At 41.0% G+C, this 26,753-nt stretch carries 19 protein-coding genes; 10 read left to right on the top strand and 9 right to left on the bottom strand.

Annotated elements, in window-relative coordinates; all coding sequences use genetic code 11:
* Positions 1 to 260 precede the first annotated feature (260 nt).
* From glyA to UYK_RS25145, 3 genes are all read left to right on the top strand, one after another.
* Entirely contained in the window at positions 261 to 1,544 is a 1,284-nt protein-coding gene (gene glyA / locus UYK_RS0114715) for a serine hydroxymethyltransferase (RefSeq protein ID WP_009454495.1), read from the top strand.
* Between the two features lie 113 nt (positions 1,545 to 1,657).
* Positions 1,658 to 2,908, top strand: coding sequence for a competence/damage-inducible protein A (locus tag UYK_RS0114710; RefSeq protein ID WP_016871661.1), 1,251 nt, complete (start codon positions 1,658 to 1,660; stop codon positions 2,906 to 2,908).
* A 148-nt stretch (positions 2,909 to 3,056) separates the two neighbouring features.
* The gene (locus UYK_RS25145; protein ID WP_009454487.1) at positions 3,057 to 3,242 is read left to right on the top strand and encodes a DUF4278 domain-containing protein; all 186 of its coding nucleotides are present in this window, start codon (positions 3,057 to 3,059) and stop codon (positions 3,240 to 3,242) included.
* A gap of 237 nt (positions 3,243 to 3,479) precedes the next feature.
* Here UYK_RS25145 and proB read toward each other — a convergent pair whose 3' ends face one another.
* On the bottom strand, positions 3,480 to 4,589 hold the full coding sequence (gene proB / locus UYK_RS0114705) for a glutamate 5-kinase (RefSeq protein ID WP_009454485.1): 1,110 nt from the start codon (positions 4,587 to 4,589) through the stop codon (positions 3,480 to 3,482).
* A gap of 468 nt (positions 4,590 to 5,057) precedes the next feature.
* Here proB and UYK_RS0114695 point away from each other — a divergent pair, with 468 nt between their 5' ends.
* Entirely contained in the window at positions 5,058 to 5,375 is a 318-nt protein-coding gene (locus tag UYK_RS0114695) for a hypothetical protein (protein WP_009454483.1), read from the top strand.
* A 169-nt stretch (positions 5,376 to 5,544) separates the two neighbouring features.
* Here UYK_RS0114695 and UYK_RS0114690 read toward each other — a convergent pair whose 3' ends face one another.
* The 5 genes from UYK_RS0114690 to UYK_RS0114670 all read right to left on the bottom strand — a co-directional run bounded on the left by UYK_RS0114690 (position 5,545) and on the right by UYK_RS0114670 (position 15,885).
* On the bottom strand, positions 5,545 to 10,560 hold the full coding sequence (locus UYK_RS0114690; protein ID WP_016871659.1) for a hybrid sensor histidine kinase/response regulator: 5,016 nt from the start codon (positions 10,558 to 10,560) through the stop codon (positions 5,545 to 5,547).
* Between the two features lie 115 nt (positions 10,561 to 10,675).
* The gene (locus UYK_RS0114685; RefSeq protein ID WP_009454481.1) at positions 10,676 to 13,579 is read right to left on the bottom strand and encodes a methyl-accepting chemotaxis protein; all 2,904 of its coding nucleotides are present in this window, start codon (positions 13,577 to 13,579) and stop codon (positions 10,676 to 10,678) included.
* A 16-nt stretch (positions 13,580 to 13,595) separates the two neighbouring features.
* Positions 13,596 to 14,126 (bottom strand): chemotaxis protein CheW, encoded by a 531-nt coding sequence (locus tag UYK_RS0114680; protein WP_009454480.1) that lies wholly within the window; start codon positions 14,124 to 14,126, stop codon positions 13,596 to 13,598.
* 13 nt (positions 14,127 to 14,139) lie between these two features.
* Positions 14,140 to 14,505, bottom strand: a complete 366-nt coding sequence (locus tag UYK_RS0114675; RefSeq protein ID WP_009454479.1) for a response regulator transcription factor — start codon at positions 14,503 to 14,505, stop codon at positions 14,140 to 14,142.
* 168 nt (positions 14,506 to 14,673) lie between these two features.
* The gene (locus UYK_RS0114670) at positions 14,674 to 15,885 is read right to left on the bottom strand and encodes a response regulator (protein WP_009454478.1); all 1,212 of its coding nucleotides are present in this window, start codon (positions 15,883 to 15,885) and stop codon (positions 14,674 to 14,676) included.
* Between the two features lie 371 nt (positions 15,886 to 16,256).
* On the opposite strand from UYK_RS0114670, the gene hmpF reads away from it, so the two are divergent.
* Positions 16,257 to 18,011 carry a pilus motility taxis protein HmpF gene (gene hmpF, locus UYK_RS0114665; protein ID WP_009454477.1) on the top strand — a complete coding sequence of 585 codons (1,755 nt, stop codon included), beginning with the start codon at positions 16,257 to 16,259 and terminating at the stop codon, positions 18,009 to 18,011.
* Between the two features lie 187 nt (positions 18,012 to 18,198).
* On the opposite strand, the gene tilS is transcribed toward hmpF, so the two are convergent.
* The 3 genes from tilS to ccsB all read right to left on the bottom strand — a co-directional run bounded on the left by tilS (position 18,199) and on the right by ccsB (position 20,932).
* A complete protein-coding gene (gene tilS / locus UYK_RS0114660; RefSeq protein WP_026086478.1) occupies positions 18,199 to 19,209 on the bottom strand; it encodes a tRNA lysidine(34) synthetase TilS in 1,011 nt (336 codons plus the stop codon).
* Between the two features lie 181 nt (positions 19,210 to 19,390).
* Complete coding sequence (locus tag UYK_RS0114650; protein ID WP_009454474.1) at positions 19,391 to 19,729, bottom strand: KGK domain-containing protein; 339 nt, start codon at positions 19,727 to 19,729, stop codon at positions 19,391 to 19,393.
* 135 nt (positions 19,730 to 19,864) lie between these two features.
* Complete coding sequence (ccsB, locus tag UYK_RS0114645) at positions 19,865 to 20,932, bottom strand: c-type cytochrome biogenesis protein CcsB (protein ID WP_009454473.1); 1,068 nt, start codon at positions 20,930 to 20,932, stop codon at positions 19,865 to 19,867.
* A gap of 265 nt (positions 20,933 to 21,197) precedes the next feature.
* Between ccsB and UYK_RS0114640 the strand changes: the two genes are divergently transcribed.
* The 5 genes from UYK_RS0114640 (at position 21,198) to UYK_RS0114620 (ending at position 26,669) form a co-directional block, all read left to right on the top strand.
* Complete coding sequence (locus UYK_RS0114640) at positions 21,198 to 21,515, top strand: carbon dioxide-concentrating mechanism protein CcmK (RefSeq protein ID WP_009454472.1); 318 nt, start codon at positions 21,198 to 21,200, stop codon at positions 21,513 to 21,515.
* 142 nt (positions 21,516 to 21,657) lie between these two features.
* A complete protein-coding gene (locus UYK_RS0114635) occupies positions 21,658 to 22,008 on the top strand; it encodes a carbon dioxide-concentrating mechanism protein CcmK (protein ID WP_009454471.1) in 351 nt (116 codons plus the stop codon).
* A gap of 909 nt (positions 22,009 to 22,917) precedes the next feature.
* The gene (locus tag UYK_RS0114630) at positions 22,918 to 24,102 is read left to right on the top strand and encodes a HetZ-related protein 2 (protein ID WP_016871657.1); all 1,185 of its coding nucleotides are present in this window, start codon (positions 22,918 to 22,920) and stop codon (positions 24,100 to 24,102) included.
* A 269-nt stretch (positions 24,103 to 24,371) separates the two neighbouring features.
* Positions 24,372 to 25,565 (top strand): GspE/PulE/PilB domain-containing protein, encoded by a 1,194-nt coding sequence (locus UYK_RS0114625; protein ID WP_016871656.1) that lies wholly within the window; start codon positions 24,372 to 24,374, stop codon positions 25,563 to 25,565.
* 420 nt (positions 25,566 to 25,985) lie between these two features.
* Positions 25,986 to 26,669 carry a Crp/Fnr family transcriptional regulator gene (locus UYK_RS0114620; RefSeq protein WP_009454467.1) on the top strand — a complete coding sequence of 228 codons (684 nt, stop codon included), beginning with the start codon at positions 25,986 to 25,988 and terminating at the stop codon, positions 26,667 to 26,669.
* Positions 26,670 to 26,753 lie beyond the last annotated feature (84 nt).

Here is a 26,753-nt window from a genome sequence, read left to right as displayed (position 1 = left end):
GTAGGATTTAAGTTTATTGTATGTTGGATAATCTTTTTTGTAGTAAAAACTAATACATAAATTCATGAGAACCAATAAATACCAGCAATGGTTCATACTTGATAAATAGGTTGGCGTAAATAAACATGTTACTCGTGGTGGGTGGTGAGTGGTTAGTAGATAGTGGTTAGTGGTCAACTACTAACTACTAACTATTAACTACTAACTATTAACTACCAACAACCAACTTAGATACAAATTGCCATTAAGGATAGCTAAAAGTGACTCTGACTAATTCAGATTTTTTGACCTCCTGTGATCCTGTTGTTGCGGATTTGATCAACAAAGAACTACAGCGTCAACGTGACCATTTGGAGTTGATTGCAAGCGAAAACTTTACCTCTGCGGCTGTACTAGCTGCGCAGGGTTCAGTACTGACAAATAAATATGCTGAAGGTTTGCCTGGTAAACGTTACTATGGCGGTTGTGAATTCATAGATCAAATAGAGCAAATTGCAATTGATCGTGCTAAACAACTGTTTAGTGCTGCTCATGCAAACGTACAACCCCACTCTGGCGCACAGGCAAATTTTGCTGTGTTTCTGAGTCTCCTAGAACCAGGAGACACAATCATGGGGATGGACTTGTCTCACGGCGGACACCTCACCCATGGTTCACCGGTGAATGTGTCGGGCAAATGGTTTAAGGTTGTTCATTACGGTGTTAGTCAGGAAACAGAACAACTAGACTATGACCAAGTTCGAGAGCTGGCGCTAAGGGAGCGTCCTAAGCTCTTGATTTGTGGTTATTCTGCCTATCCCCGTGTCATCGATTTTGAAAAGTTCCGCAGTATTGCTGATGAAGTTGGTGCATACTTACTAGCAGATATTGCCCATATCGCTGGTTTGGTTGCTACGGGTTTACACCCCAACCCCATCCCTTATTGTGATGTAGTAACAACAACTACCCACAAAACTCTACGGGGACCAAGAGGTGGTTTAATTATGACCCGTGACCCAGAATTGGGTAAAAAACTAGATAAAGCTGTTTTCCCTGGTACTCAAGGTGGACCATTAGAACACGTCATTGCTGCTAAGGCGGTAGCTTTTGGAGAAGCGCTAAAACCAGAATTTAAAACTTATTCTGCTCAAGTGATTGACAACGCCCGCGCATTGGCAACGCAACTCCAAAATCGTGGCTTGAAACTAGTATCTAATGGTACAGATAATCATGTCATGCTCGTAGATTTACGTAGTATAAGCATGACTGGAAAACAAGCGGAACAGTATCTAAGTAATGTAAATGTCACCACTAATAAAAATACAGTTCCCTTCGATCCAGAGTCACCGTTTGTTACCAGTGGCTTGAGATTGGGTTCTCCAGCTATGACCACACGAGGTCTAGAAGTGGCAGACTTTACAGAGATTGGTAATATTATTGCCGATCGCTTGTTAAATCCAGATTCCGAAAGTGTTGCTGTTGATTGTCGGCGACGGGTAGCAGCACTGTGCGATCGCTTCCCCTTGTACCCGCACTTGGTAGTTCCCGTACCAGCATTAGCCTAAAATAGGGGATCGGGGATCGGGATTGGGGAAAAGGGAGAAATTCTTCCCTGTCTGCCTTGTCCCCCTTGTCCTCCTAATCCCCAATCCCTAGTTCTCAATCCCTAATCCCTCTCATGAGTGCAGAAATTATTTGTGTTGGTACTGAAATGCTGTTGGGAAATATCCTTAACAGCAATGCTCAATATTTGGCAATTCAATTAGCAAAATTAGGGATTCCTCACTACTACCAAACAGTCGTAGGAGATAACCCTGAAAGACTCAAGCATGTTATTGAAATAGCTAGTCAAAGGTCAGAAATATTAATTTTTACAGGCGGTCTTGGCCCGACACCAGATGACCTTACCTGTGAAACTATAGCCGATTTTTTTAACACTCCTTTAGTAGAACGTCCTGAAATTATCGAAGATATTGCCCGTAAATACGCTCAGCGTGGCCGGCAAATGACACCCAGCAACCGCAAGCAAGCTTTGATACCTAAAGGCGCAGAAATATTACCTAATCCTACTGGTACAGCACCAGGTATCATCTGGCAACCCCAACCGGGATTAACAATATTTACCTTCCCTGGTGTACCAAGCGAAATGCAACGGATGTGGGAAGAAACCGCAGTACCCTACTTGCGAAACCTTGGTTGGGGTAAGGAAACTATTTACAGTCGCATGTTAAAGTTTTGGGGTATTCCTGAATCTGCTTTAGCGGAAAAAGTTGCTGCTTATCTAAATTTAACCAATCCCACCGTAGCCCCTTACGCTAGCAAGGGAGAAGTCAAATTACGGATTTCAGCAAAAGCTGCTACTGAAGCCGCAGCACAGGAATTGATTGCACCTGTACACAAGCAACTCCAAGATATTGCAGGACTGGATTATTACGGTGCTGATGATGACACCCTTGCTTCCGTAGTTGGTGAGTTATTGCGTAGAGAGAAAGAAACCCTCTCTGTAGCAGAATCCTGCACTGGTGGCGGACTAGGACAGATGTTAACAGAAACTTCTGGTAGTTCTGATTACTTTTGGGGTGGAGTAATTTCTTATAATAACTCAGTCAAAATCAATCTCTTGGATGTCAACGCCGAAGATTTAGCAAAATGTGGGGCGGTTAGTGCTACAGTAGCAGAGCAAATGGCATTGGGAGTGCGATCGCGTCTTGGCACTAGTTGGGGACTGAGTATCACTGGTATTGCTGGGCCGACTGGTGGGACTGAGACTAAGCCAGTAGGTTTGGTTTACATTGGTCTAGCAAAACCAAACGGCGAAGTGGAGAGTTTTGAATATCGTTGGGGTACAGGACGAAGTAGGTCTTTAATTCGTCACCTCAGCACTTGCAGTGCTTTGGATCAACTGCGACGGAAGTTGCTGACAAGGTAAGACAGTTATCAGTTAACAGTTACCAGTTGATAACTGAACTCCTCTATTAGTTTACATAAATTCATAAATATTTTTTCGTAAAAGCCTCAGAAGAACTTGATTAGTTATATAGCAACTATTCAAAAATTCGCTAATTTCTAGAGGAAATATGCATCTATCTTATCGTGGCATTTGTTATCAATCTCAGACTACTCAATTACCAGTATTATATAATAGTCAAAAAGGCAATTACCGAGGAATTCCTTACAACATTCACCAAGTTAAAAATACCACAAGTCAACAATGTTTTCAACTTAAATATCGTGGTGTTAATTATAAAAGTTGCATAGGTTAAGCACATCTAAATATCATGTTCGCTTGAATACCTAGACTATCGCTTAGGCTGGTAATAGGTAATGGGAAAAACGAATGACCGACAACGAAGCATTTGTGTATAAAGATGATAATTTTAGCTATAAATATTTGCACAAATGCTTCGCCCCTAATACTCTCCTGGAGAGTTTAAAAAAGCTATGATGCTTTTTAGGTACGCAAAATTTGGCACACCAGATAGCAGAGTTCCAGATTGGTACTAAGTCAAAACCAAATTATCCCGGTGAACTACAGTTTCTGCACCTTCATATCCTAAAATGACCGGAATTTCGCTGGAGTGACGCCCGCAAATCTGTTGTAATTCTGCTTTGCTGTAATTGACAATTCCTCTTGCAATTTCATTACCTTTAGAGTCACACAAAAGTACAGCATCTTGAGCATCAAATTCACCTGCTAAAGCAGTAATACCAGCAGCTAATAGAGATTTGCCAGCTTGGGAAATTGCGACTACAGCGCCTTCGTCTAAATACAATTTTCCAGAAGGAACTAGACCATAGGCGATCCAGCGTTTACGGGCGGATGTTGGTTCTAAATGGGGTTCAAAATGAGTCCCAATTGGCTCTCCTTGTAAAATTTTTTCAATATTTTGAGGGCACTTACCTTCGGTAATTACGGTACGAACACCAGCAGCAGTGGCAATTCGCGCTGCGGAAATTTTTGTTACCATGCCACCTGTACCCCATTGGGAACCTTGAGTACCTGTTTGCACTTGTAGTTCTTCTAATTCTTTGATACTACTTACTAAAGCAATTGGTTGGGCATCAGGTACAAAACGAGGATCGGCAGAATAAAGTCGATCTACATCAGTGAGCAAAAATAGCCAATCTGCATGTACTAAGCTAGCAACTAAAGCCGAAAGAGTGTCATTGTCACCAAATTTTAGTTCCTCCACTGCTACAGTATCATTTTCGTTCACCACAGGAATCACACCTAGTTCCAGCAATTCCTTGAAAGTGTTATAAATATTAAGATAGCGGCTGCGTTCTACCAAGTCACTGCGAGTCAGTAATACTTGAGCAATTGGTTGTTGCAGAGTGGTAAATAAATCATCATAGACGCGGATCAACCGCCCTTGTCCAACTGCTGCTACTGCTTGTTTGAGGGCGATCGCTTTCGGTCTTTCTGTTAAACCCAAGCGCGCACAACCCACTCCCACAGCACCAGAAGAAACCAAAATTACCTGATGTCCCTGTCGCCGCAGATGTGACAGAGTTTCCGCCAAGATTGCAATGGTGGAAATTGCTAATTGTCCAGTTTCTGGTTGAGTCAGACTAGAAGTGCCGATTTTAACAACGATGGTTTTGCTCATTGGTCAACAGTCAATTGTCATTAAATTATTCTCCCCGCACTCCCTCATCTTCCATCTCAACTCTCACTCCTGCCAAAATTAAATTAATTGCTTCTTGAATATATTTTTCAACCATTTCTGAACTCAGCTTATCAACATACTCCTCAAAAAATCAAGCTGAATAACGAAGTTGGGATGGATTGGATAAGACGAAATTTTGATAGTTGGCCTGAAATTAAAGAACCGAACTTTTCTAAATAATTGTTAGAAAATGAATATACACTCAATTCCAAAAAAGCTTTGTGTCTTGGTGACTTTGTGGTTTAATATCTTGAACCACCAAGGCACAAAGACACCAAGTATTATAGAGACAAACTCTAAGATTTTCGGAAAATCAGAACATTTTTCGGAAGCTTAGGTAAGACGCACCTTAAGAGCGATCGCTAAATTTTGTACCTATCAGCAATGTTGTTTAAGCAGTAGCAAAGCATGAAAAGTATACAAGGATCGCGGATTGTTGGTTTGTCTGCGTTGGAAATTGGTACGATGGTTGCTGTCATCTGGCTTGTGCATGGCATAGATGAGCAAGGGATGCGGATGACAATAGGAGGAACTGCTCGGACATCATGTATTTTATTTCTCTGTGCTTTTGTTGCTTCCGCACTTCGCAGAATTTGGTCTAATTCAATCAGTGCATGGCTGTTGCAAAATCGTCGTTATTTAGGATTATCTTTTGCGGTTTCCCATACTTATCATGCGATCGCTTGCACTGGTTTATGGTTTGTTACTTACTGGTGCTTACCCTAAATTTGAACCTTTGGCAATCTTAGGATATCTCTTCCTCATTGCCATGACTGTAACATCTTTCCAGCGTCCAACCGCCAACCAAAGGACGAGGCAATGATTGGATACTGGTGTTAGACAATGCAGCAATCAAGTTTCCACCGCTAGGAAGAAAAATATCTACTTTTTTAAGCTAACTAGCCACTAGTTTCTCACCTTTAAGCATCCGCGATGCTGCTTCTAGTAGCGCTTCTTCCAGATAGGGTTTGGTGAAGTAACCACTTGCTCCCAAGCTGATAGCCATCTGTCGATGCTTGTCTGCACCTCGGGAGGTGAGCATAGCAATCGGCAAATGATTGAGGCTTGGGTCTTTTTGAATACGAGAAAGTAATTCTAGACCATCGCAACGCGGCATTTCAATGTCACAGAATACGAGGTCACAAGGTAAACCGGAACGAAGTTTATCCCAAGCTTCTTGTCCATCACGTGCCTGTTCTACTCGATAACCCGCTTTATTAAAGGTTAAAGAAAGTAACTCTCGAACCGTAATTGAGTCATCGACAATTAGTACTGTTGGATCAACAGTAGTTGCAGTTGTATCTGGCTGATGCGGAACTGCTTTTTGACTCAAAATGCTGACTGTATTTTGTTTAGAAGTTCTTCCTTGGAAGATATCGATAATTTCTAGGACATCAGCAATCGGCATAATTCGACCATCACCCAAGACGGTAGCACCAGCTACGCCAATTGGTTTGGGGGCGGGACCTTCAAATTGTTTAATCACTATTTCTTGTTCGCTCAGCACTTGGTCAACCTGTAAGGCGACTAGGGTATTTGCCGAGCGCACTACAACTACGGAAATCATATCATCGTCTCGATTACCGCCATAAACATTACCCCGGCTGAGTTGACGATTGAAAGTTAAAAGTTCTTTTAAAGGTTTGAATGGCAGCGTTCTATCCCGCCAAGGAATCAGTTTTTCACCTGCATCACCCTCTTGAATATTTTTTACGGGTATATCTAGGGTATCTTCCACGCCATCCATGGGAAAGGCAATTCTGGCTTTATCAGAAACACAGCACAAAGCCTTGCAAATACTGAGGGTTAATGGTAGCCGAATAGTAAAGGTAGTACCTTTGTCAATCTCAGAATCAACAGAAATTACGCCTCGGATTTCACTTATTTTTGTCCGAACTACGTCTAAGCCGACACCACGACCAGCTAAATCATCAGCTTGGTCTTTGGTGCTAAAACCTGGTTGAAACAATAGGTCATAAACATCAGCGCGGGAGATTGTTTGGGCTTCGCTTGGAGTGATTAAACCGACTTTGATCGCCTTTGCTTTCACCCCATTTGAATTAATCCCAGCACCGTCATCACTAACGGAAATGACAGTTTGATTACCTTGATGAAAAGCACAAACGGTGATGGTTCCCACAGCGGATTTGCCTTTTGCTTGGCGTTCCTCTGGCGTTTCAATTCCGTGAGCGATCGCATTGTTGAGCAAGTGCGTTAGGGGTGTTTTGAGGTGTTCTAAAATCATCTTGTCAATCAAGGTGTCTCGACCTTGAATAACTAACTCTACTTGCTTACCATACTTGATAGAGTTGTCGCGCACACCTCGCGGTAATAAATCGGTAGCCTGGGAAAAAGGCTCCATTCGCGCTCTTGTCAGTCCTTCTTGCAGCTGTCCTGTTACCTGGCGAAATTGTCGTGCGACACGTTCGGTTTCTTCGGTGACAAAATCAATATCACTTGCAGACTCCCGCACCCGCACGATCAGTTCAATCATTTCTTGAGACAGGGTGTGGAAAGGTGTGAAGCGATCCATTTCTAGTTCGCTAAAACCCCTATCTGTATCCGAATGACTAAAATTGCTGTTTTTGCGACTAGCTAACAAAGATGCTTCTAATAGCGATCGCTCATACAATTCCTGCATTCTTGCTCCCACATCCGAAAGTTGTTGTACCTGATGCAGTAAATTATCTAATGACTGGCGTAAACGTTCCTGATCCTGCTCTAGGGTATTGCGATTAACTACCAACTCCCCAACCAAATTACTCAGATCATCCAGATGTTTGACAGGTACTTTCATTAATTGCTCAAATCTGGAAGCATTCCAACCAGAGTTGCGTCCACCCGATAAATTGACTGTACTAGGTGTGACTGCTCCCCCTACCATCCCTTCTAATTCTTTAAATTCATTCTCAATCTCTGGGGATAAAGTTTGGTTTCTGCTATCTTTTGTAGAATAAACTGGAGTAGATTGTTCAGGTACTACTTTTTCATCTTGATCCCAAGCTAGCATTTCTTCTAAGGCAGCAAATTCGCTATCTGGAATTTTGGAAGTATCAGCCTTTGATGATATTTCTTGTTTAAGTAAATCATCCAAATCAGCAAATTCATCTTCTGCAAAAGCATCTACTTCTAATTCTGTTTCTTCAATTGAATTAGCAACAAAAAATGCCTCTTGAGATTGCCCCGTGTCTCCAGAATCTGCAATTATTTCCTCATGCTCAATACTGGGAGCTTGTACTAGTAATTCAGAATCTGTGATTCCCTGTTGCGAATAATTTTGGCCATCTTTCTGGTTAATTTCTTCGGGGTGGAAATTTAACAGTGATTCACTAGATTTTGCTATAGTGTCTTGATTTTCATCTACCAAATTATTTAGCAAATTCATTTCTGAATCTGCCTGTAATACGGCAGATGTACTTATATTGACAATGCTTACATCTGCTGAATCTGTTGTAGATGATCCATCCTCCGTTATATTTTGTTGTGGGAAGACAAAAGGATTATCTATACTATCAATTTGCAAATCATTAAATAAAACTTCCAGATTTTCGTTGCTATCCTCTTCTAGGTTGATTGCATCTAACCAGTCATTTTCTTGCTCATTACTTAGATTAGGTAAATCTAAAGCTTGTATTTCTGCGGGAAAATTAGTAAATTCCGGAGTGAATTCTAGAGCTTCTGGTGATTGCGAAATATTACGAATTTCTTGAGGAGACAACTTTTTATCAACAGGATATGAATTCTGAGATTCATTTGCCATTAATTCCGCAAAGAAATCATCATCGCTAGCATCTGTTGAGAGAATTAATTCCTGTGGAAAATCTAAATCTAAATCTTGCAGTTCAAAATCTGTCACAGACTCTGGTATTAGCTGTTGACGATCGCTAAAAATATCATCAGCTGCGGCTGCAAACAAAATTTCTTCTAAAGCTTTGGCTGCGTCTTGTTCACCAGAAAATTCTAAATCTAACCCTACTTTTTCTGTCTCTATCTGTGTCCATAAACCTACATCTTCTGTGGCTGGAGAAAACTCTGCCTTTGTAGTGCTGAGGTGATCAAATAAATCATCAAATCCTGGTGCATCAATGCTAATAGTCGGACTATGATCTTCTTGTGTTTCAGTAAATAGACTATCTAAATTCCAGTTTTCTTCTGTTGGTTGTGTAATTTCTAAACTAACTTCTTCAACTAAATCCTGATTTTCAGATTCTGCAAAGAAATCCTCAGGTTTATTGTCCAAAGTCTGAGATGATTCTATCCCAATTGGTTGAACTATAGATATTTTTTGTTGCTTTTGAATATTTTCATTAAGTGTAGGCTTTGCTGAACTATCTATATTTGATTCTAAATTTTCTTCTAAAAATTCATCGCCAAACAGTTGTACGAGAGTTAATTCTTCTTTGGCGTTACTTGTATGGCTATCATAAATATTTGTGTTTCCTTCCAAAGATAATAATTCTGCTAAATCGTTGCTAGTATCTTCAGTTTGGCTATCATTGCTCTGGGCTGCAATTTCATCATTTGCGGCATCTGGTTCGATAATTTCTTCTTCAATATCCCAAGTTTCATTAAAGTCAGGAGTTTCACTTTCAAATAATTGGGCAAGAGTATTCAACTCTGCTATTCCCACTTCTGGCCCATTAATTTCTAAACTTTCAATATCTAAATCTTCGTTTTCTTCATTCTCTGTCTCAAAAGCATTTGATAGTTCAGATAAACTAGTAATATTATTTTCTAATTCTATATCTTCTGCTGGATTTTGGATAATAAATTCATCAAAATTATCTGTGTTTTCCTGAGTTTGCTCAGATAAATCTAACAGATTACTGATACTATTTTGGGCAAATTTTAATGACTCTGATTGTGTTGTAAATTCAACTAAATTATCTATATTAATACCCAGTGGTTCAGAAACTTCTGATAGGCTTTTGATACTATCTTCTTGTTTAATTTCTATTGATTCTGATGAAGTTGTTAACTCAGTTAAATTATCTGTAGTTGATGTGTCACTGTCTTCAGTACTGGCATTTTCAACAGGTGTGGCGAATACAGTTTCCTCTGCTGCTGTTGATGGAACTGGTTCTATGTCAGCCTCTTCCTGCAAATCAGTTGTGATATCTAATAGTTCTATTTGAGGTGGAATTAATGCTCCTAGTTGCTGACTGACAATAATTTCAGCTTCTCTACCTGTTAGGACTAATTCTAAAGCTTGCTTGATATCTGTAATAACGATTTTTGCTAATGTCAAATAGCTATTTTCTTGATTAGCGATCGCTTGACCTGCGGCTTGACACAAATTACACCAAGACGCACAATTTAATTGTTCACCAAGTTCGACTAATTGCCGACAGCACTCTTGCAAACTCTGTCGCGTTTCGGGTGTTGCCGATTGCTTAAATAGCTGCAACATTTCCCGAAGTTTTTGCAATACCTGGTTTTGGCGCTGTTGCCAGCGTTCGGTATCTGCGGTTGCTACTTTTGTATTTACTTGTTTGACCAGCAAATCCAGATGTTCGTTTAGCCACCCAAACACCGGTTCTGCTTCTGACATGATATGACTGGCAGTTTCTTCTGTCAGACCAAATGGCCCGGTTAAATTTTCTAACAGCGCTTTCAGGGTATCAGATACACCCAGAAACAAAGACTCCAGTTTTTGATCAACCTGCACCGGGTACTCTTTTAAGACTTTAAAACAGTCTTCTAAGCGGTGAGCAGTGCGCTGAATACTGCTCAGACCAAGCATCGCCGCTCCTCCTTTGATGGAGTGAGCCGCCCGGAAGACTTCATTGAGCATTTCTGGGTCTTTAATCGTACTTTGCAGATTCAGCAACCCCTGCTCGATTGTGGTCAGATGTTCTTTTGCTTCTTCAATAAAGTAACCGAGAATGCGCTGTTGTTGTTCTGGCAGCATAGTCAAGGATGAAGGATAAAGGATAAAGAATGAAAAACATAGAATATTAAGGATGGATGATGAAGGATGATTAACACTTCATACTTCACACTTCATACTTCATACTTCATCCTTTTTATCTAGTTTCAGTTGTTTCTACTCGGAATCTTTCTACGGAGGCGATTAAATCACGGGAAACGCCTACCAAGTTTTGCAGTGCGCCGGAAACCCGTTGTGCTTCCTGGGATGTTTCTTGGGCTGTGAGTTCTACAGATTGCATAACTTGAGCGACAGCGCGGGAAGTTTCTGTTTGTTCGACGGTATCGGAAGTGATGGAACGTACGAGAATATCAATGCGATTTGCTACTTGAATAATATTTTCTAGCGATCGCTTGGCTTCTTCTGCCAGTTTTGTACCTTGAATTACCTGCTGCGTACCTTCTTCCATCGCTGTCATTACTGAGCCTGTTTCGCTCTGAATTTGCATGACTATTTGTTCAATTTCTTTCAGAGACTTGGCAGATTTATCAGCTAGCTGGCGTACCTCATCTGCAACGATCGCAAAACCCCGTCCCGCTTCTCCAGCTCTGGCTGCTTCAATACTGGCGTTGAGAGCTAGCAAGTTGGTTCTAGAAGCAATTTGCGAAATCAACGCCACAATTTTAGAAATTTCTTGGGATGATTCTGCTAGCCGCTTCACTTTGCGGGTGGTTTCAGCGACGGTTTCCCGAATTTCTAAAATCCCCGCTACGGTATTTTCGACCGCTTCCCCTCCTTTGAGAGCGATCGCGCTGGCTTCTCGGGCAACTGTTTCTGCTTCCCGTGCTGCTTCTGCTACCCTTTGGATAGAATCGGTCATTACTTGTACCGAATTGAGGGTGACTGCTAACTCTTCGGCTTGGCGTAAAGCATCGCTAGATAATGCTCTGGCAAAGGTTTCTGAGTTAGTTGCACCTTTGGTTACTTCCCGTGCGGCGACTTTTACCTGTTGGACGATATCCCGCAGGTTTTGAATTGTTAAGTTAAAAGCATCAGCAACTGCTCCTAAAACATCGGCTGTCACCTCAGCTTGGACAGTCAAATCTCCCCTAGCGGCTCCTTCCACGTCGTCCAAGAGACGAATCACTTGCCGTTGCAAGTTCTCTTTGGCTTCTTCCTGTTCCTGGGCTTTACGTGTGGCTTCGTGAGTAGTTGTAAATATTACCCGTGTCATTTCATTGAAGCCAGCAGCTAACTGTCCTAGCTCATCTTCTGAGTAGACGGTAGCTTGGACGCTGAGATTACCTTTGCGTACGGCATCAAATTGGTTTTGCAAATCTTTGGTTGTGCGACGGATTTGCTTGAGAGTGAGATTGCCCATGATACCCGTAGTCGCAAAACTGACAAGCCCTGCTGCTAATGACATTGCCCAACCAGTATTGCGTACAGACTCCCGTTGTTGGGGTGGAGAAACTGTCGTCGCAGCGAAACTAACTACAGCTACAACCACTGCGGAAACTACACCCACGCAGCCAGCAACGATCCATTGCTTTTTGGCTAGTGGGGCATTTTCTAGGGGTGCGAGAATCCCTTGTTCAACGCTGACTTGGGGTTCGATGTTAGTAACGTCTGTTTGGGTAAAGACTGGGACTGCTTCTTGGGAACCAGTGATACTAAACAATTCATCATCGCGATCGCTTTGTGTGGAGTTATCCGCAGTTTCCTTCCTTTTTTCAGCAATCCCAGAATTTTCAAAGGCTTGACTGAAACTCCTGCTGTTTGATGTCAGTGAGCCAGAATTTAGTTGCGAGTCACCGAAACCAGAATTAGTCACAAAATCAAATTCTGCTTGAATATTTCCCAGATCGTCAAATTCATCAAAGTCATCTAAAAACTCAATGTTGCTACCTTGAGAAACCTGGCCATTTAATTTACCGTTTGTATTCTCATGTTCGTTTTCCGAGAATGACTGGGAACCAAAAGCTGATTCAAATGCCTCTAGATCAAAACTGTCCTCATCAAAGTTCTGGTTTTGCTTTGTTGAGAAATTGGAGTTTAGTTGTTTGTCTTCTATAGTAAAAGTGCTGTTAACAGAAGCTGTTGAGGAAAATTTTTCTTTACTTTTGTATTCCACACTATTAATTTCTGTGATTTCAATATCTGTTCCTGTTTCTTCTACCAGTAAAGTTTCTTGGTCAAAATTCCTTGTGTTGATGTTCTGTAAACTATCGTCACTATATTTTTGTGAGATTTGCTCAGCAGAATCATTTTCCTGACTATTAAATCTATGATTAGGTGTTAAAGTAATTTTGGCAAAATCTGGATCACGAATGTTTGGCTGATTTTTCTCTAAATTTTGGTGAGTATTACTTGAATCACTTCTTTCTAAATTGCCATTAATTTCTGTTTTTTCCGTAGAGGATGAAAGATCATCTTGTAAAAAAGCAGGTAATTCTAACTCTGCTCCTTCCCAGATATTGGCTTGTGAAGTTGGCCCCGCTTCTGCTTGAGATGAGGCAAAAGGATTATCGTAGAAAGTTTCACAGGAGTCTACACCTGGATCAAAGCTACTATCTGTAGATAGTCCAAATGGGTTGTCTATATCTTTTGGTGATTCTTCGTGACTTGCGATCGCATTGAAGTCAAAGCTATTACTATCTAAGTCTCCTAAAATTTCTAACTTTTCTAATTCTTGTTCTGCTGGTTTTGCTGCTGCAAAAATAGAAGCTTCTTGTGAAGATTGCTGAGAGTTATCATCCTCATCAACAAAAGCATTTAATTCCTGTTGATATTGATTGATGTTATCCAGACCACTTTCGGCAAAAACAGTGATTTCTGGGTCTTGAGTTAATTCTAATACTTTTTGATATTCTGCTTTCGCCACATCATACTGCTGTAAAACATAGTAGACATGACCACGCAACAAATGGGTATTGGGGTCATTGGGTAGATTTTGCACCACCTCGTCAATCAGGGTGGCTGCTCCTTGGTAGTCTTGTTGCGCGTAGGCTGTTAGAGCCTGTTGGTATGTCTGCACGTAATTTTCTATACTCGCTGCCATGTATTGCCTCCCTATTTCATCCTGCCCAACGCGCACTACGTAAAATTGCTGTTTGATCTAGTAGTCGGAGATACTGTTTGTTTTGAGCATCTATTAACCACTCTCCCCGCAAAAAAGGAGCCATAGTATCCGGTACATTTGTTGGTGCTATAAGATGCTGTGTGTCTAGCCAATGCATACCGCCAATTTCTTCTACTGCTAAGCCCACAATTGTGTCTTGTTCTTCTATGGCGATCACCGAAATTTCGGCGCGGTCTGTGTTTAATGCTGTTGCTTCTCCCAGAAATTGACCCAAATCAGCCACCCAGATTACTCGACCTCGTAAATTTAGAGTACCCAAAAGTAAAGGAGAAGCATTAGGGATTGGGGTGATTCGATCAGGACTCAGTTCGATGACTTCGCGAATACCAGTTGCTGGTAGTGCAAACTCCTGACGCGAAGGAATAAAAAACCGCAAATGTAACTCACCTTCAGGACTTTCTACTTGTAATTCAGGACGAAAGTGATCTTGTCCACTGCCTCCTAAAAAGTCCGGTTTGTTAACCATGTTCTGCTCATCCTTATCCTCGCAGTAGTTGTTTGACTGTTCCCACCAACTCAGTTGGTTGGAATGGTTTGGCTATGTAGGCGTCTGCACCTTGTTTCATCCCCCAATAACGATCAAATTCTTCTCCTTTGGAAGAACACATGACGACGGGGACATTTTGGGTTTTGGGGTCGGACTTTAGTCGGCGGCAAACTTCGTAGCCATTCATTCGGGGCATGACAATATCTAATACCACTAAATCAGGAGGAGCTATTTGAATTGCTTCCAACGCTTCTACTCCATCAGTGGCATGGGTTACTGTTAAGCCACTTGCTTTCAGGAGGTCTGTGATCATCTCCCTTTGTGCGATACTGTCTTCCACAATCAGAACTGTACTCATAAATGCCCCTATCTACCTCCTGATGTAGACGTCCCTACTGGGAACATGCCCTGATTTCCCCGTAAGCATTTACTGTATAAAATAAATATGTTTTTCACTTTTACTAGGTAATGAGGTTTTTCTTTGGCTGGCTGGTTCTGTAGATATTATTTTTTACTCTATCTTTTATCAAATCAACAAGTGTTGTGTTTGTTTTATTACTTCACCTCTACTGTAGTTTAAATATCTCTCTACGAGGATTACTAATTCAGTATGCCCAAATGGCTTGGTTAAATAATCGGTAGCTCCCACCATTGTGGCTCTGACTCGATCAAAAAAGCCTTCCTTAGCGGTAAGCATAATAACAGGTATATTCCGAAACGCTTGGGAGTGTCGCAGCATTTCACAAATCTCGTATCCAGTCAACTCTGGCATGGCAATATCACAAAAAATTAAATCGGGTTGGAATTGAAAAACCCGAGTGAGTGCTTCTAGGGGATTAGTTATGGCGATCGCTTCATAACCTTGGGTTTGCAAAATCTTCTCTATATGTGTACAGATGCTGAGTGTATCATCAATACACAATATGCGTTGCTTGTGGTTTTCTTGTAAGCTAAGTGTTTTATCTTGTTGATTTGTTAATAATTCAGTTGTGTCTGAGTCTACTAAATGCACCCAGCCCTGTTGAACATACGGGTATATAGCTTTAGCGACAGTTACAATATTGCGATTGAGATAACGAGCTAATTGGCGTAGGGATGTTTGACCACTAGCCCAATGCTGTAGTTTATTAACTGTCACTGCTGGTAGTGAAGAGCGTAGATTGACTATATCAGTGAGTATGGGAAATTGTTCGGGAGACTGAATGTAAGGGTACAGTTGTTTCCACTGTTGCACCTGCTTCACGATTTTGCTCAGTAAAGGTGTGATTTCTAAAGTTGTTAATTGTGGTGTCAGTGCAGAACCCACTGCAAAAACGAAGCTACCCTGCTGTAAATTCAGCAGATCAAAGAGAGTCTCCTGTACTAAGTTATAAATAATACTGCGAGCCTGGATTGGATCAATGATGTTCTGCTCTAATAGTGTCCACAAATAGGCGTATTCCGGTGCATTCAAGACTTCTAAGCAGGCTCGTTCTTCTTCTGTCACCTGTACCTTGACTTGATAATGACGTAAATAATCACTCAGGCGCAACAAACTATTATCACTATCGGTTGCATAAACAATCTCACCGTTCAGAAAAAATACGAACCAAGATAAATTCTTGCCAGTGTGATTTCTCCCAAGTTGGGGACTTTTGTGAAAGCTATGGGCTTCTACAAATAGTTGTCCAGTACGCTGCCCCAACTCTATTAATTGCAGGATACTGCGGATATCTATCTCATATAAATTTCCCTGCATTTAGTGAAAAGGCACTCCTTTTTTGGGAACTGGAAAGGGGGAGACAAGAAAGACATGGGAAACAAGGAAGAAAAATAACTACTAACCATCAACCAACAACCACCAACTACTAACCAATAAAGTTTAATATTTTTTAATATACCTAGATTAAGTGAGTGATAACACGGTAGTCATCATAACTCACAACAGTACAAAATATTGAAGAAACAACAATTTAGTTGTCTGAATAACCAGACGTGATATTTCTTGTCTATACATAAATTTTGCCTGTCTTGTTTACCTCCGACTTGGGTTAAACAAGGCAGGTTAACGTAATTATCTCATGTATAACCAAAAACAAATTTATTAAGTGCATCAAAAGGATTAAAGGTGTGCTGTATTTAGCAGAAGTACAAAAACAAAAAGGCGGTTTGCTTGGTGGTGGTGGCAAAACGGAACTGAAACTTCTGGCTTGTCAACGGACAGACCAGAGTTGGAGTACTGGGTCAGAAGAAGTCATTGCAGTTGAAGAAGCCAGTAAATTAAATGATGGTGCGCTGGTACTGGTAGAATTGAATCCTCAGCGCCAAGTACAGCGAATACAAGAAGCGGGACGACCGCTAGTGAACATTTTGCAGAATTTTTCTCGCCAACTAGAAAAATTTAAACTGAAAGAAGAAGAAATTGACCAGTGGAAAGAGTCGCTAACATTTCAAGCGCAGGAACTTAACCGCCGGGAAATAGAAATGGAAACACGCTTAGAACAGCTGCAACAGATGGAAGATGAGTTTCAACGCTTAGATGCAGAAAAACAGGAAGTTGAAACTTGCCGTGCTGAAATTGAAAGGTTGCAACAAGAAATAGAGCGTAACCGCCAAGAACTAGAAGGAGCTTGGGAGCATTTACGGGGTGAGCAGCGTCGCCTAGAAGAACATCAAGCACAGTTGCAGCCACCGACTGTGATGGATGAAGAACAAACTCGGGTATTACAAGAGTTACTGGATCAGCTTTCTAGTAGTGTTGCTCCGACAGAAATAGTGCGGGAAAATCTGCATCTAGCATTTGAAATGGTGGAAAAACAGCAAGCTTTGCTCAATCCCCACTGGCAACAACTAGAACAACAAAGAATATTAATTGAGAAACAACAGGCTGAAATTGAACGTTTGTCGCAACTTTTCTCGGAACGCCAAAATGAATGGCAGCAAACTCAAAATTCTCTAGAACAACAAACAGCTCAGTTGCAGGTGAACACAACTACTCTCCATAGCAAACAAGAGTATGTTCGGATACTGAAAGAGCAACTGCGATATCAGGAACAGTTATACCAACAAATTTACTCTTTAGCTACAAATTATAGTGATGTTGTTCCCTCTCCAGAGTTTGATTTGGAAACTTTGGAAAAAATGCCTCTAGAAGAACTGCAAAAAATAGTACAAGACTTGCAAGAAAAATTAAACATAGACTCTAGCTTTGTCAACGATCAAGAACAAGAGCTGAAATATAAACAAGAAGCTATAGAAGAAATCCAACAAAAAATAAATCAAGCATCGGCAAGTGAACGAAGTCAATTAGAAACGGAACTAGCTGATGAAAAAGACCACTACCAGATGCTAAATGAAACTTTGGTAGGACAACGTCGCCATTTACTTGAGCGTCAAGCACTGCTCAAGCAGCACAAAATAGTACTACTGCGGCGACAAGGACAAACCGTCGCGAATGAAGATGAAAAATTGGATTTAAATCCGGTACTCGAACAAATCCAAAAACAACGACAACAACTGTCAGAAACCCTACAAAATCTAGAAACAGAGATTGAGCAGGTACAAGCTAGCATTAATCAGATACAAGCAGATATTGAGCAACAAACTCAAGCACAGGCAATGAAACGCGAGGAACTGCAAACAATGGAGCAAAATTTGCTGTCTTTGCGAACAACAACTGCCCAATCCCAAGGTCAGCTCAATTTATATCAACAAGCTTTACAACCAATTCAAGATTCCTTGGATGGGTTGCGACAAAAACTACAAGGTGTTTCTGAATCTTTAGCGGAAGTTCAACAAATTGGTGATTCTCAACTCCAGGCTATTAACCAGATGCGTCAGGTTATCCTGAGTTTAATTTCTCAACCAGAATTGTCAGCAATATGAAAAATTATGAATTATGGCTAATGTGAGTTAAGCCTTGACCAAAATCATGTTTTGGAAATCGACCACCGATACACACAGATAAACACAGATAGACTAATTGGGAATCAGTCAATAGTTAGCTGTTTGTAATGGATAACTTAACACTCGCGTCGTTGTGCATTATCGACTTTTATAAATTCACAATTGTTTAAGATTTAATCGTGATCCAATCACTTTCTACTATCGCTGTCGCACCACTGGGAAATGGATCAGTTTGCGATTTATTTGGTGCTGTAATTAAAGCTGTGAGTTTTTCGATTTGCTCAAATGTGGGAGCTACAGGAAGGATTTGTTGTAAAACTTGCCGCATTACACGTCTTTGTAGAGCAATTGGGGCTTTCTGTAATACACGACGATTGAGTCTGAGAAGTTGGTCGGGAGTTTCTGATGGGATAATTGTTCTTCCTACCATCGCCTCTTCTCGCAAAGCTTGGGCAGCTTTTTCTAAATACTCCACTTCCGCTTGCAGTAGTTCTGCTGTTTGAGCTAAAGCTAATTCTACTTTCGGGTTGAAATTTTCTGACAAATATGGTATGACTTCTTGGCGAATTCGGTTACGGGCGTACTTTAAATCTTGATTTGTAAAATCTTCCCAGATAGGCAGTTGCAAATCTTGGCAAAATAGCCCAGTTTCTGTGCGGGTAATTTCTAAAAGTGGACGCACCAGTATAATGCCATCAACAAGTGAACGTTTCCAAGTCAAAGCTTGCAGACCATCAGCACCAGCACCACGAATTAAGTTATAAAGTAATGTTTCTGCCCGATCGCTTGCTGTGTGACCTGTAACTACATATTTATAATTATGCTCCTGGGCGATCGCACTCAAAACTTGATACCGCCATTCCCTTGCAGCAGCCTCACTTTGTAGAGACGCGAGATCTCGCGTCTCTACAGTTTGCAAGTAAAAAGATATACCCCAATTTTTAGCCAAATTTTCTATGTGCTGGGCATTAGCCTGTGAGTCAGTCCGCCAGCGATGATCACAGTGGGCAATACCTAACTTCCATTCCCATTTGGGTTGTAAATCTAACAATAATTTAATTAAACAAAGAGAATCTTGTCCACCAGAAACTGCAACTAGCAAATGCTCCTTACGTTCAAACAGGTGACGTGATCGGATAGTGCGATGGATTTTTGCATGTAGGGGAGTCCATGTCACCCGATTTTGGATTTGAGATTTTGGATTTTGGATTGGTTCCACAAGATTTATTTGAGGGCTTGTACCATCAAAAAAATTATCATATTTTGAATTTTGCAGCACGAATTATCCTCAAAAAAACTCTGTGTCCCTTCATTACTAACTTTGGGCCCCTGGTGCGTTTAATCAAAAATATAAAACATTAGTTATTAAACTCTTTATAATACGTAAAGTCTTTAAATTGACGATTGTTGTCTATGTCTGATTCTTGCTGATTCTTATCTAATTTTTCCGAATCATCAGAACAAAATTCTACACATAATCTAATTTTACCTTCTCGCCACTTTTTACCAGGGATTAGAACGTGACAATCTAATCCCTCTTCAAAAAATGCTCTTAGTGAAACACCTTCACAAGAAGCAGTCTTAATTTTATTTATTAGTTCAAATAATAACTGGGTGTGATTTGAATCTTCAAACAGAGGTTGACGAAAATACAAAACATCATCTTCTGGATTTAACGCTTCCCACTTATCATTCATAATCAATCTCCTAGAACTAAATTTATAGTTCCCAGGAGATTGCAGTTAATTTCAAATTATCCATCCTGAGCAAGGATAATTTACGGACTCTTTAACGTCGCAACCTTCATAAAGAGGAGTTGAAGGGCGAGATTTCTAAAAGAACCAGCCATAAGAGTGTAAACCCTTACCCAACAAATTCACACCCAAATAGCAAACCCAGACAACGACAAAACCACTAGCAGCTAAAATAGCTGGGCGACGTCCTTGCCAACCACGAGTAATACGGGCGTGGAGGTATGCTGCAAATACTAACCAGGTAATTAGCGCCCAAGTTTCCTTGGGGTCCCAACTCCAGTAAGAACCCCAAGCTTCGTTAGCCCAAACTGCACCAGCAATAATACCAATTGTCAGCAGAGGAAATCCGAGTCCAATGATCCGATAGCTGATGTTATCTAGGGTTTCAGCCAGGCTAAGACGTTGGGGAGAAAGAGGTTGAGAATCTTGGGTGTCGGATTTTAGATTTTGAATTGTAGGTGCTAATACGGTATCCAAAACGGCGGTTTTACCATTGTTGGTGGATTCATAACGGGCAACACCATTACCATTATTGTCTGCAATCATTGCTGATGATTGAGAAATTAATTCACCTGCTTTTTGCAAGCGGTAGCCGTTGCTGCGATAGCCACCAGTCCCGACAGAGCTACCCTGGAGTCTAATCTCCTGCCCACGAGTGACAATTAAAAAAGCGATCGCCAACAATGAACCTACCATTAAAGCGGCATAACTTAACATCATGACGCTAACGTGCATCATCAGCCAATTTGATTTCAATGCAGGTACTAAAGGTTCTGCTACTTGCATTTGGGATGGTAATGTGAGGGTAGCAAAAGCAGTAATACTCATGGCAACAGGGGCGGTAACAACTCCCACCAAACGACTGCGGCTGTTGTTTTCTGCAATCAAATGGATGGTAGTGATTCCCCAAGCGAGGAAAAACAGAGATTCATACAAATTGCTGAGAGGGAAATAACCAGCCTCTAGCCATCGCGCCCCTAACATTGTGGCAATACACAAATTTGCGATCGCCATTCCTGCGGTTCCTAATGCTGGCAAGTAGGGCAAGTTGGGAAAAGCCGCCCCACTCCAATAAATCAGCATTGTGGTAAAAAGGACGGCAAAGGAAGTATTGTCTAGCCAATTTTGGAGTTGAAGCAAATTCATAAAGCGTTTTCCCCTGTGAATTTTTAGAGGTTTAGATTCTCACAGTATTGATCCTATCTGTTTCGGGGTAGTTAGTAATTAGTAGCTAGTTATTGACTCCATCCTTACCTTAAGCCGAAGGTGTCTACACACCCCTCAACTCTCTTGCAAATACGTTAATTTTGAATTGTTTTCTCCCCATTGCCCCACACTCCCATACTCCCCACCTCCCCACACATCGTAGAATAAATATCACATTTGCCCTAACTTTTTGGAGAGTCAAGCCATGCCACTAGCAGTTGGAGTTATAGAAACTTTAGGTTTTCCCCCTGTATTAGCAGCAGCAGACGCAATGGTCAAAACTGCTGAAGTTACCCTTGTATACTACGGTTTAGCAGAAAGCGCTCGTTTTTTAGTCGCTGTGCGAGGACAGGTTGCTGAAGTCAAAAGAGCAGTTGCAGCAGGTATAGAAGCTTGCAACCAAGCCCAAGGTGATGGCGGTCAACTGATCACCCATTATATTGTTCCCAACCCACCAGAGAATGTAGAATCTGTTCTACCTATACATTTCACTAAAAAATCAGAGCCATTTCGCATTTTCTAAATTTGGTTGTCAAATCATCCTGTGTACTTGCTTCCCGGAATAATAAATAAAGATGATAGATTTAACTCTATAAAATATGTAGCAACCTTCGTACAATTAATTGGTAGCGCCACATAACTTTTACTGATATAGGAGACAACCAATGCCACTACAGGCAGTTGGATCAATAGAAACTAAGGGTTTTCCTGCCGTACTAGCTGCGGCAGATGCGATGGTGAAAGCAGGTCGAGTCACCCTCGTAGGTTATATAAGAGCTGGTAGCGCTCGCTTTACTGTGAACGTCCGAGGTGATATACAAGAGGTAAAAACGGCTGTTGCAGCCGGTGTAGAAGCTGTAGAGAATGTTTACGGCGGTGTCCTAGAAACTTGGGTCATTATTCCCCGCCCTCACGAAAACGTGGAAGCTGTTTTGCCAATTGGCTATACACAAGAAGTCGAACAGTATAGGCAGGCTGTGGAAAATCCAATTGTATCTAGACCCAATAATCGTTAATCAGTGCCGAAGCCAGTAGTGCAGTAAATACAAAGCGCCTATCACAGGTCAGCGCAAAGGCAAACACTTCTTCGCACTTCTATAATTTATCCTCAGAAAGCGGTTCTCCGCTCTGAGGGTCTTTGCTAGTTCATCAACTTTTTGTCCATTTTGACAGTTTGTTGATTTTTACAACAAATGACAAATTGTTTGAAAGTTCAGCACTGAGAATCAAGACTCTACAATTCAAGATTCTATAACTTTTGGTTTTACTGTTGACCAATTGTATAGTTTATGAATATCCTTATCTTCGCTACAAAAGTTCAAAGTTTTTATAAAGACATTCAGTGATTTTAAGTTTTGCCCCCTCAATTAAAGTACCCTAGAGGGTACTGTAAAACTTTTTGTCACTTTTTCAGAATAATCTTGTGTGGTATTTTCTCTCAGAAGATTTTGAGTGATTAACAAAAGCTGCTTTGGCTATATTTGTGTAATTATACTTAATTATGGTTACTAAAAATACATTAACTTACGGGTTTTTGGTAAAGTAAAATTTCTAATACTCAGAAACACTAGGGCATACTTCACAGAAGTGAAACTAAAAGCGTAGAAACGACGTCTAGAATTTGAGGGCAATTTCATAGTCTAACAATGGTAAAAAAGGCTAAAACTCAGCCTTTGATAACTTTTTATCTGTCTGAGTAGAAGAACTAATTTAGTTTACAAAATTAAATATTTGGTTTAATTGGGGAAATTGCTCAAAAAACATGATTTTCGGGAAGATGAACATGAAAATATGATGAGAAAGTAGAAGTAACTGCATAAAACCCGTGAGTCAAAACGTAATAAAAGTAGAATCACGTAGATGTTCCATCAGGACATCATGCAATTGGGAGCAACTGCCAGTCAAAAACTTGAGTGAGGTGAAAAATGGAGGTTGTGATGCAGCAAACTTTAAAACAGGGTTTCGAGGAGCGCAATCTCACTATGGCTTCTGAGGCGGATAAGGTGGCACAGTTCTGGCACAAGCGGCTAGAAAATGAGTGTCCAGGACAAACCACAGCGAATAAAGAGAGTATCGTTCGCTGGCTGCTAGGCAGCAATCAAGAGCGATTTGAAGACCCAAAACAATTAGATATTGCTAAGCAAGCGATGGAATATCGTTGGAAGATTTTGAATCAACGCTACTTAGGCAAATCAAGAGAAGCTGCTTATAAAAATTTACTGGCTCGCTTGGGAAGTCTAGTAACATTACGGAATAGAATTCAGACATGGGTTGCTCTAAGTCGCGATCGCCAACGTTCAGTTTTGGATGTCTTACAAGAAGTCATTCAAGAACTGTTGCAAAGCGACAACTACATGCAGCAACAAATGGCTCTGATTTCCGAATTTACCACCGATCCCCGCTTACGGAACGCTCTGCTGTTTGCCAGTGTAGAAGAATATTGCCTGCGACCAGTACGCAATCAACCCCTGCTAGTTTACAGATTTGTAAATTATTTGCGTCGTACCCAACGTGGTGGCTTGACCCAAGTACCTGGTAGCGACATGGTGAGGCTAGTCTCAGAAGAGATCCTTAGCGACGATAGCGATAATCGAGTCAACTTAGTAGACACCCAAGCGATCGCCGAATATCAAGAAGCGCAAGAACAAGAAGAACAACAGACACTGCGACAATCAGTCAAGGATGAATTTGAAAATTACTTACTAGAAAATCTCGGACAAGAAGCAGTAGATTGGTTGCGGTTGTACTTACAAGGTCAATCCCAAGATGCGATCGCCAAAAAATTAGGCAAGCCGATCAATGTCATTTATAGACTGCGGGAAAAAGTTAGCTACCACGCTGTGCGTGTTTTCGCCCTCAAAGACAAACCAGAATTGGTTGAATCTTGGCTACAAACATCATTGAAAGAGCATAATCTGGGGCTGACACCAAGTCAACTTCAGCAATTGCATGAAAAATTGACCCCAACTCAAAGACAAGTTCTAGAATTGCGACGAGCAGGCAATAGCATAGAAGAAGTAGCCCAAAAATTAAAACTCAAAACCCATCAAGCAATGGGTGAATGGACTAAAGTCTACCTGAGCGCCCAGACTTTGAGAAGCGAAGAGTAAGGGAGTAGGGTATGCAGAATTTTTGGTTGTTACTTGCACCACAACGAAATTTCCTACGAGCAACTACAAAACAGGAGGGTTAGTTGCTCCCAACACAAGTAACAAACAACTAGCAACTGCTAGCTATTTACGACGTTAAATTCAAAATAAAGCACTTGCTTATTTTGTAGTTAATTTAACTTTTATTTATCTAAACGTCATGATTTGTTTACTGCCAAAAAAATTCTGGGCAGAATAGGATATATAGAAATATCAAGTAATCTAAGTCTATGTTGTCTTCAAAGGGCAAAGCAATTGATACCGAAGCTAGCAATCAGCAAGAAGTGCCATCTGACACACACATATTATGGGAGCAAGGAATAGAACGCGAGCAAGTATTCCAGCTGATTGAAAGCTTTCTGTCCTTTGAAGCCTGCCTTTATCATCAAGTTGTACCACTAAAAATGCAAGACAACAGCTTGTTATTGGGCATGGTCAATCAAGAAGATAGTGCAGCCTTAGATTACGTTCGTCGTATATTGTCTTACATAAAATGTACATTAGTATCTGAACCGATTACAGGCGATATTCACCGGAAAATACTTTCAGCCTATCTAAACTACAAAAATACATCCCCCTCAGCGACTCAACAAGACTCTAATCACCAACCAACAAACTCAACTCCGAATCAAACTGAAAACACCGTCCTCCAATTAGATGCTTCTGCTAACCCACAGCCAGAAACTGTAAGTCAAAATACTCCTCACTCTCATCCCATGGTTGTTACCAATCCCAACACCACAGAAGCACAACAAACAGAACAAGGAAATCATAATATTAGCTTAGCAACCACAGGTAACTTACCTGTTTTATCAGTTCCAGTAGCAACAGAATTCTCTCCTGTAGAGATACTGTTAACCTTACCACCAAAAAAATTACTAGAAGAATTATTAGGTAGGGTTTTAGCAGGGGGAATCGGTCGGCTCTACTTAGAAAGACTCCCCTACACAGGCAGGATTCTATGGAGTGAAAATGGAGTTTTGCAATCTGTATTAGAGAAAGTACCTTTATCGGTGTTTCAGGGAGTAATGAATGAATTAAAAAGATTTGGTTCTCTGCCTGTGATCACACTTGCAGAACCCAAACAAGTTGAAAGAGAATGCCTGTATCAACAAGACCGTTTGTTATTGCGCTTGCGAGTCATGCCTGGCATGTACGGTGAAGAGGCAACCCTTCAGGTACTGCGAGGAGCAGCGTTAAAGTTTTATCAACAACAACAGTTAACACGCCTTAGTCGTGATGCTTTGGGCATTTCTCGGCAACTCAGCTATAAATTGCATGAATTACAAGAGAGACTTTTAGTTAACCGCAACATTAATTCTAGTCAGCTAGAAACTTTCAATGCCCTCAACAACCTGTTACAAAATTTAGATCAGCATATAAAAAGACTTACAATTGAAACCTCTGAACCACCCACAAAATGAATTTTGGTCAATTGTCAATTGTTAGTAGTTAGTGGTTAATGGTTATTCCTACACTCCCCATCTCCCTATCTCCCCACTGCCCCTAATCCCCACCAGGGGCCCCGAGTTCCCCATCCCCCACCTCTCCTTTTAGGTAAAACCGCTGATTTCGATCACATAATCTTTGTGCTGTAATAAAACTCTAGACCGATTAACTAGATGGTTGCGGTTATACATATAGTAATTTTGCAATTTTGTGCACAGTAAAATTACGGTTGAAAAGCTTATGAAGTGTGAAGGGTGAAGTGTGAGGTGTGAAAGATGAAGTATTTATCTTAATCCTTCTGCCGCGCCACGTGCTTTATGCCGGGAAACCCGTCCACCGCAGTGGTTCTTCTGCCTTCCGCCTCCTTATACTAACAACAATTATTCTTGCATTTCATGCATACAGAGGTTTTTAGTGAACTTTTCCCTTTAATGAGTACAGCCAATCCACAAACTCTGGAATGGTTGCTTTCGGTTGCTGTTGAACACGAATACCCAGCCGGACGAGCTGTTTTGATGGAAGATGCCTGGGGTAATGCAGTTTACTTTGTAGTTTCTGGTTGGGTAAAAGTTCGACGCACTATAGGGGAAGATTCTGTTGCTTTGGCAATTTTAGGTAGAGGCGATTTTTTTGGAGAAATGGCAATTTTAGATGAATCTCCTCGCTCAACCGATGTAATTGCTCTTTCAACAGTAAAATTACTGAGTATCTCTAGAGAAAGATTTATTCATATACTATTTAAAGACCCGCAGTTACACCACCGAATGCTGCAATTAATGGTGCGGCGACTGCGACACGCGAACGTACGCTTGCAAATGCGCTCTGCTCCGCCAGCGGTTAAACTAGCTCACACTCTTGTCAGCTTGGGCGAAAGCTATAGTGAAGAATCAAGCAAAGGCAGAGAAATTTTTAACATCTCTTTCAAAGATTTAGCAGATGTTACAGAAATTGGGGTTGAAGAAACCACTAAAATTATGGAAAAATTAGACGAAAAAGGTTGGATAAAAATTGACAATGCTAATCAAGTGGTTCATCTCGTCAACTTTCGCCAATTGATGAACTTGGCTGGCAAAGTTTAATACTTTCAGATCATTCTGACTGTTTGTTCATACAAGAGTTATGAGTTAGGAGTTATGAGTTAAATTAATCTTTTGACTCATTAT

Origin of the sequence: Fischerella thermalis PCC 7521 (genome assembly GCF_000317225.1) — a bacterium.
GTDB lineage: Bacteria > Cyanobacteriota > Cyanobacteriia > Cyanobacteriales > Nostocaceae > Fischerella > Fischerella thermalis.
This window is presented reverse-complemented; position numbering and strand designations above follow the sequence as displayed.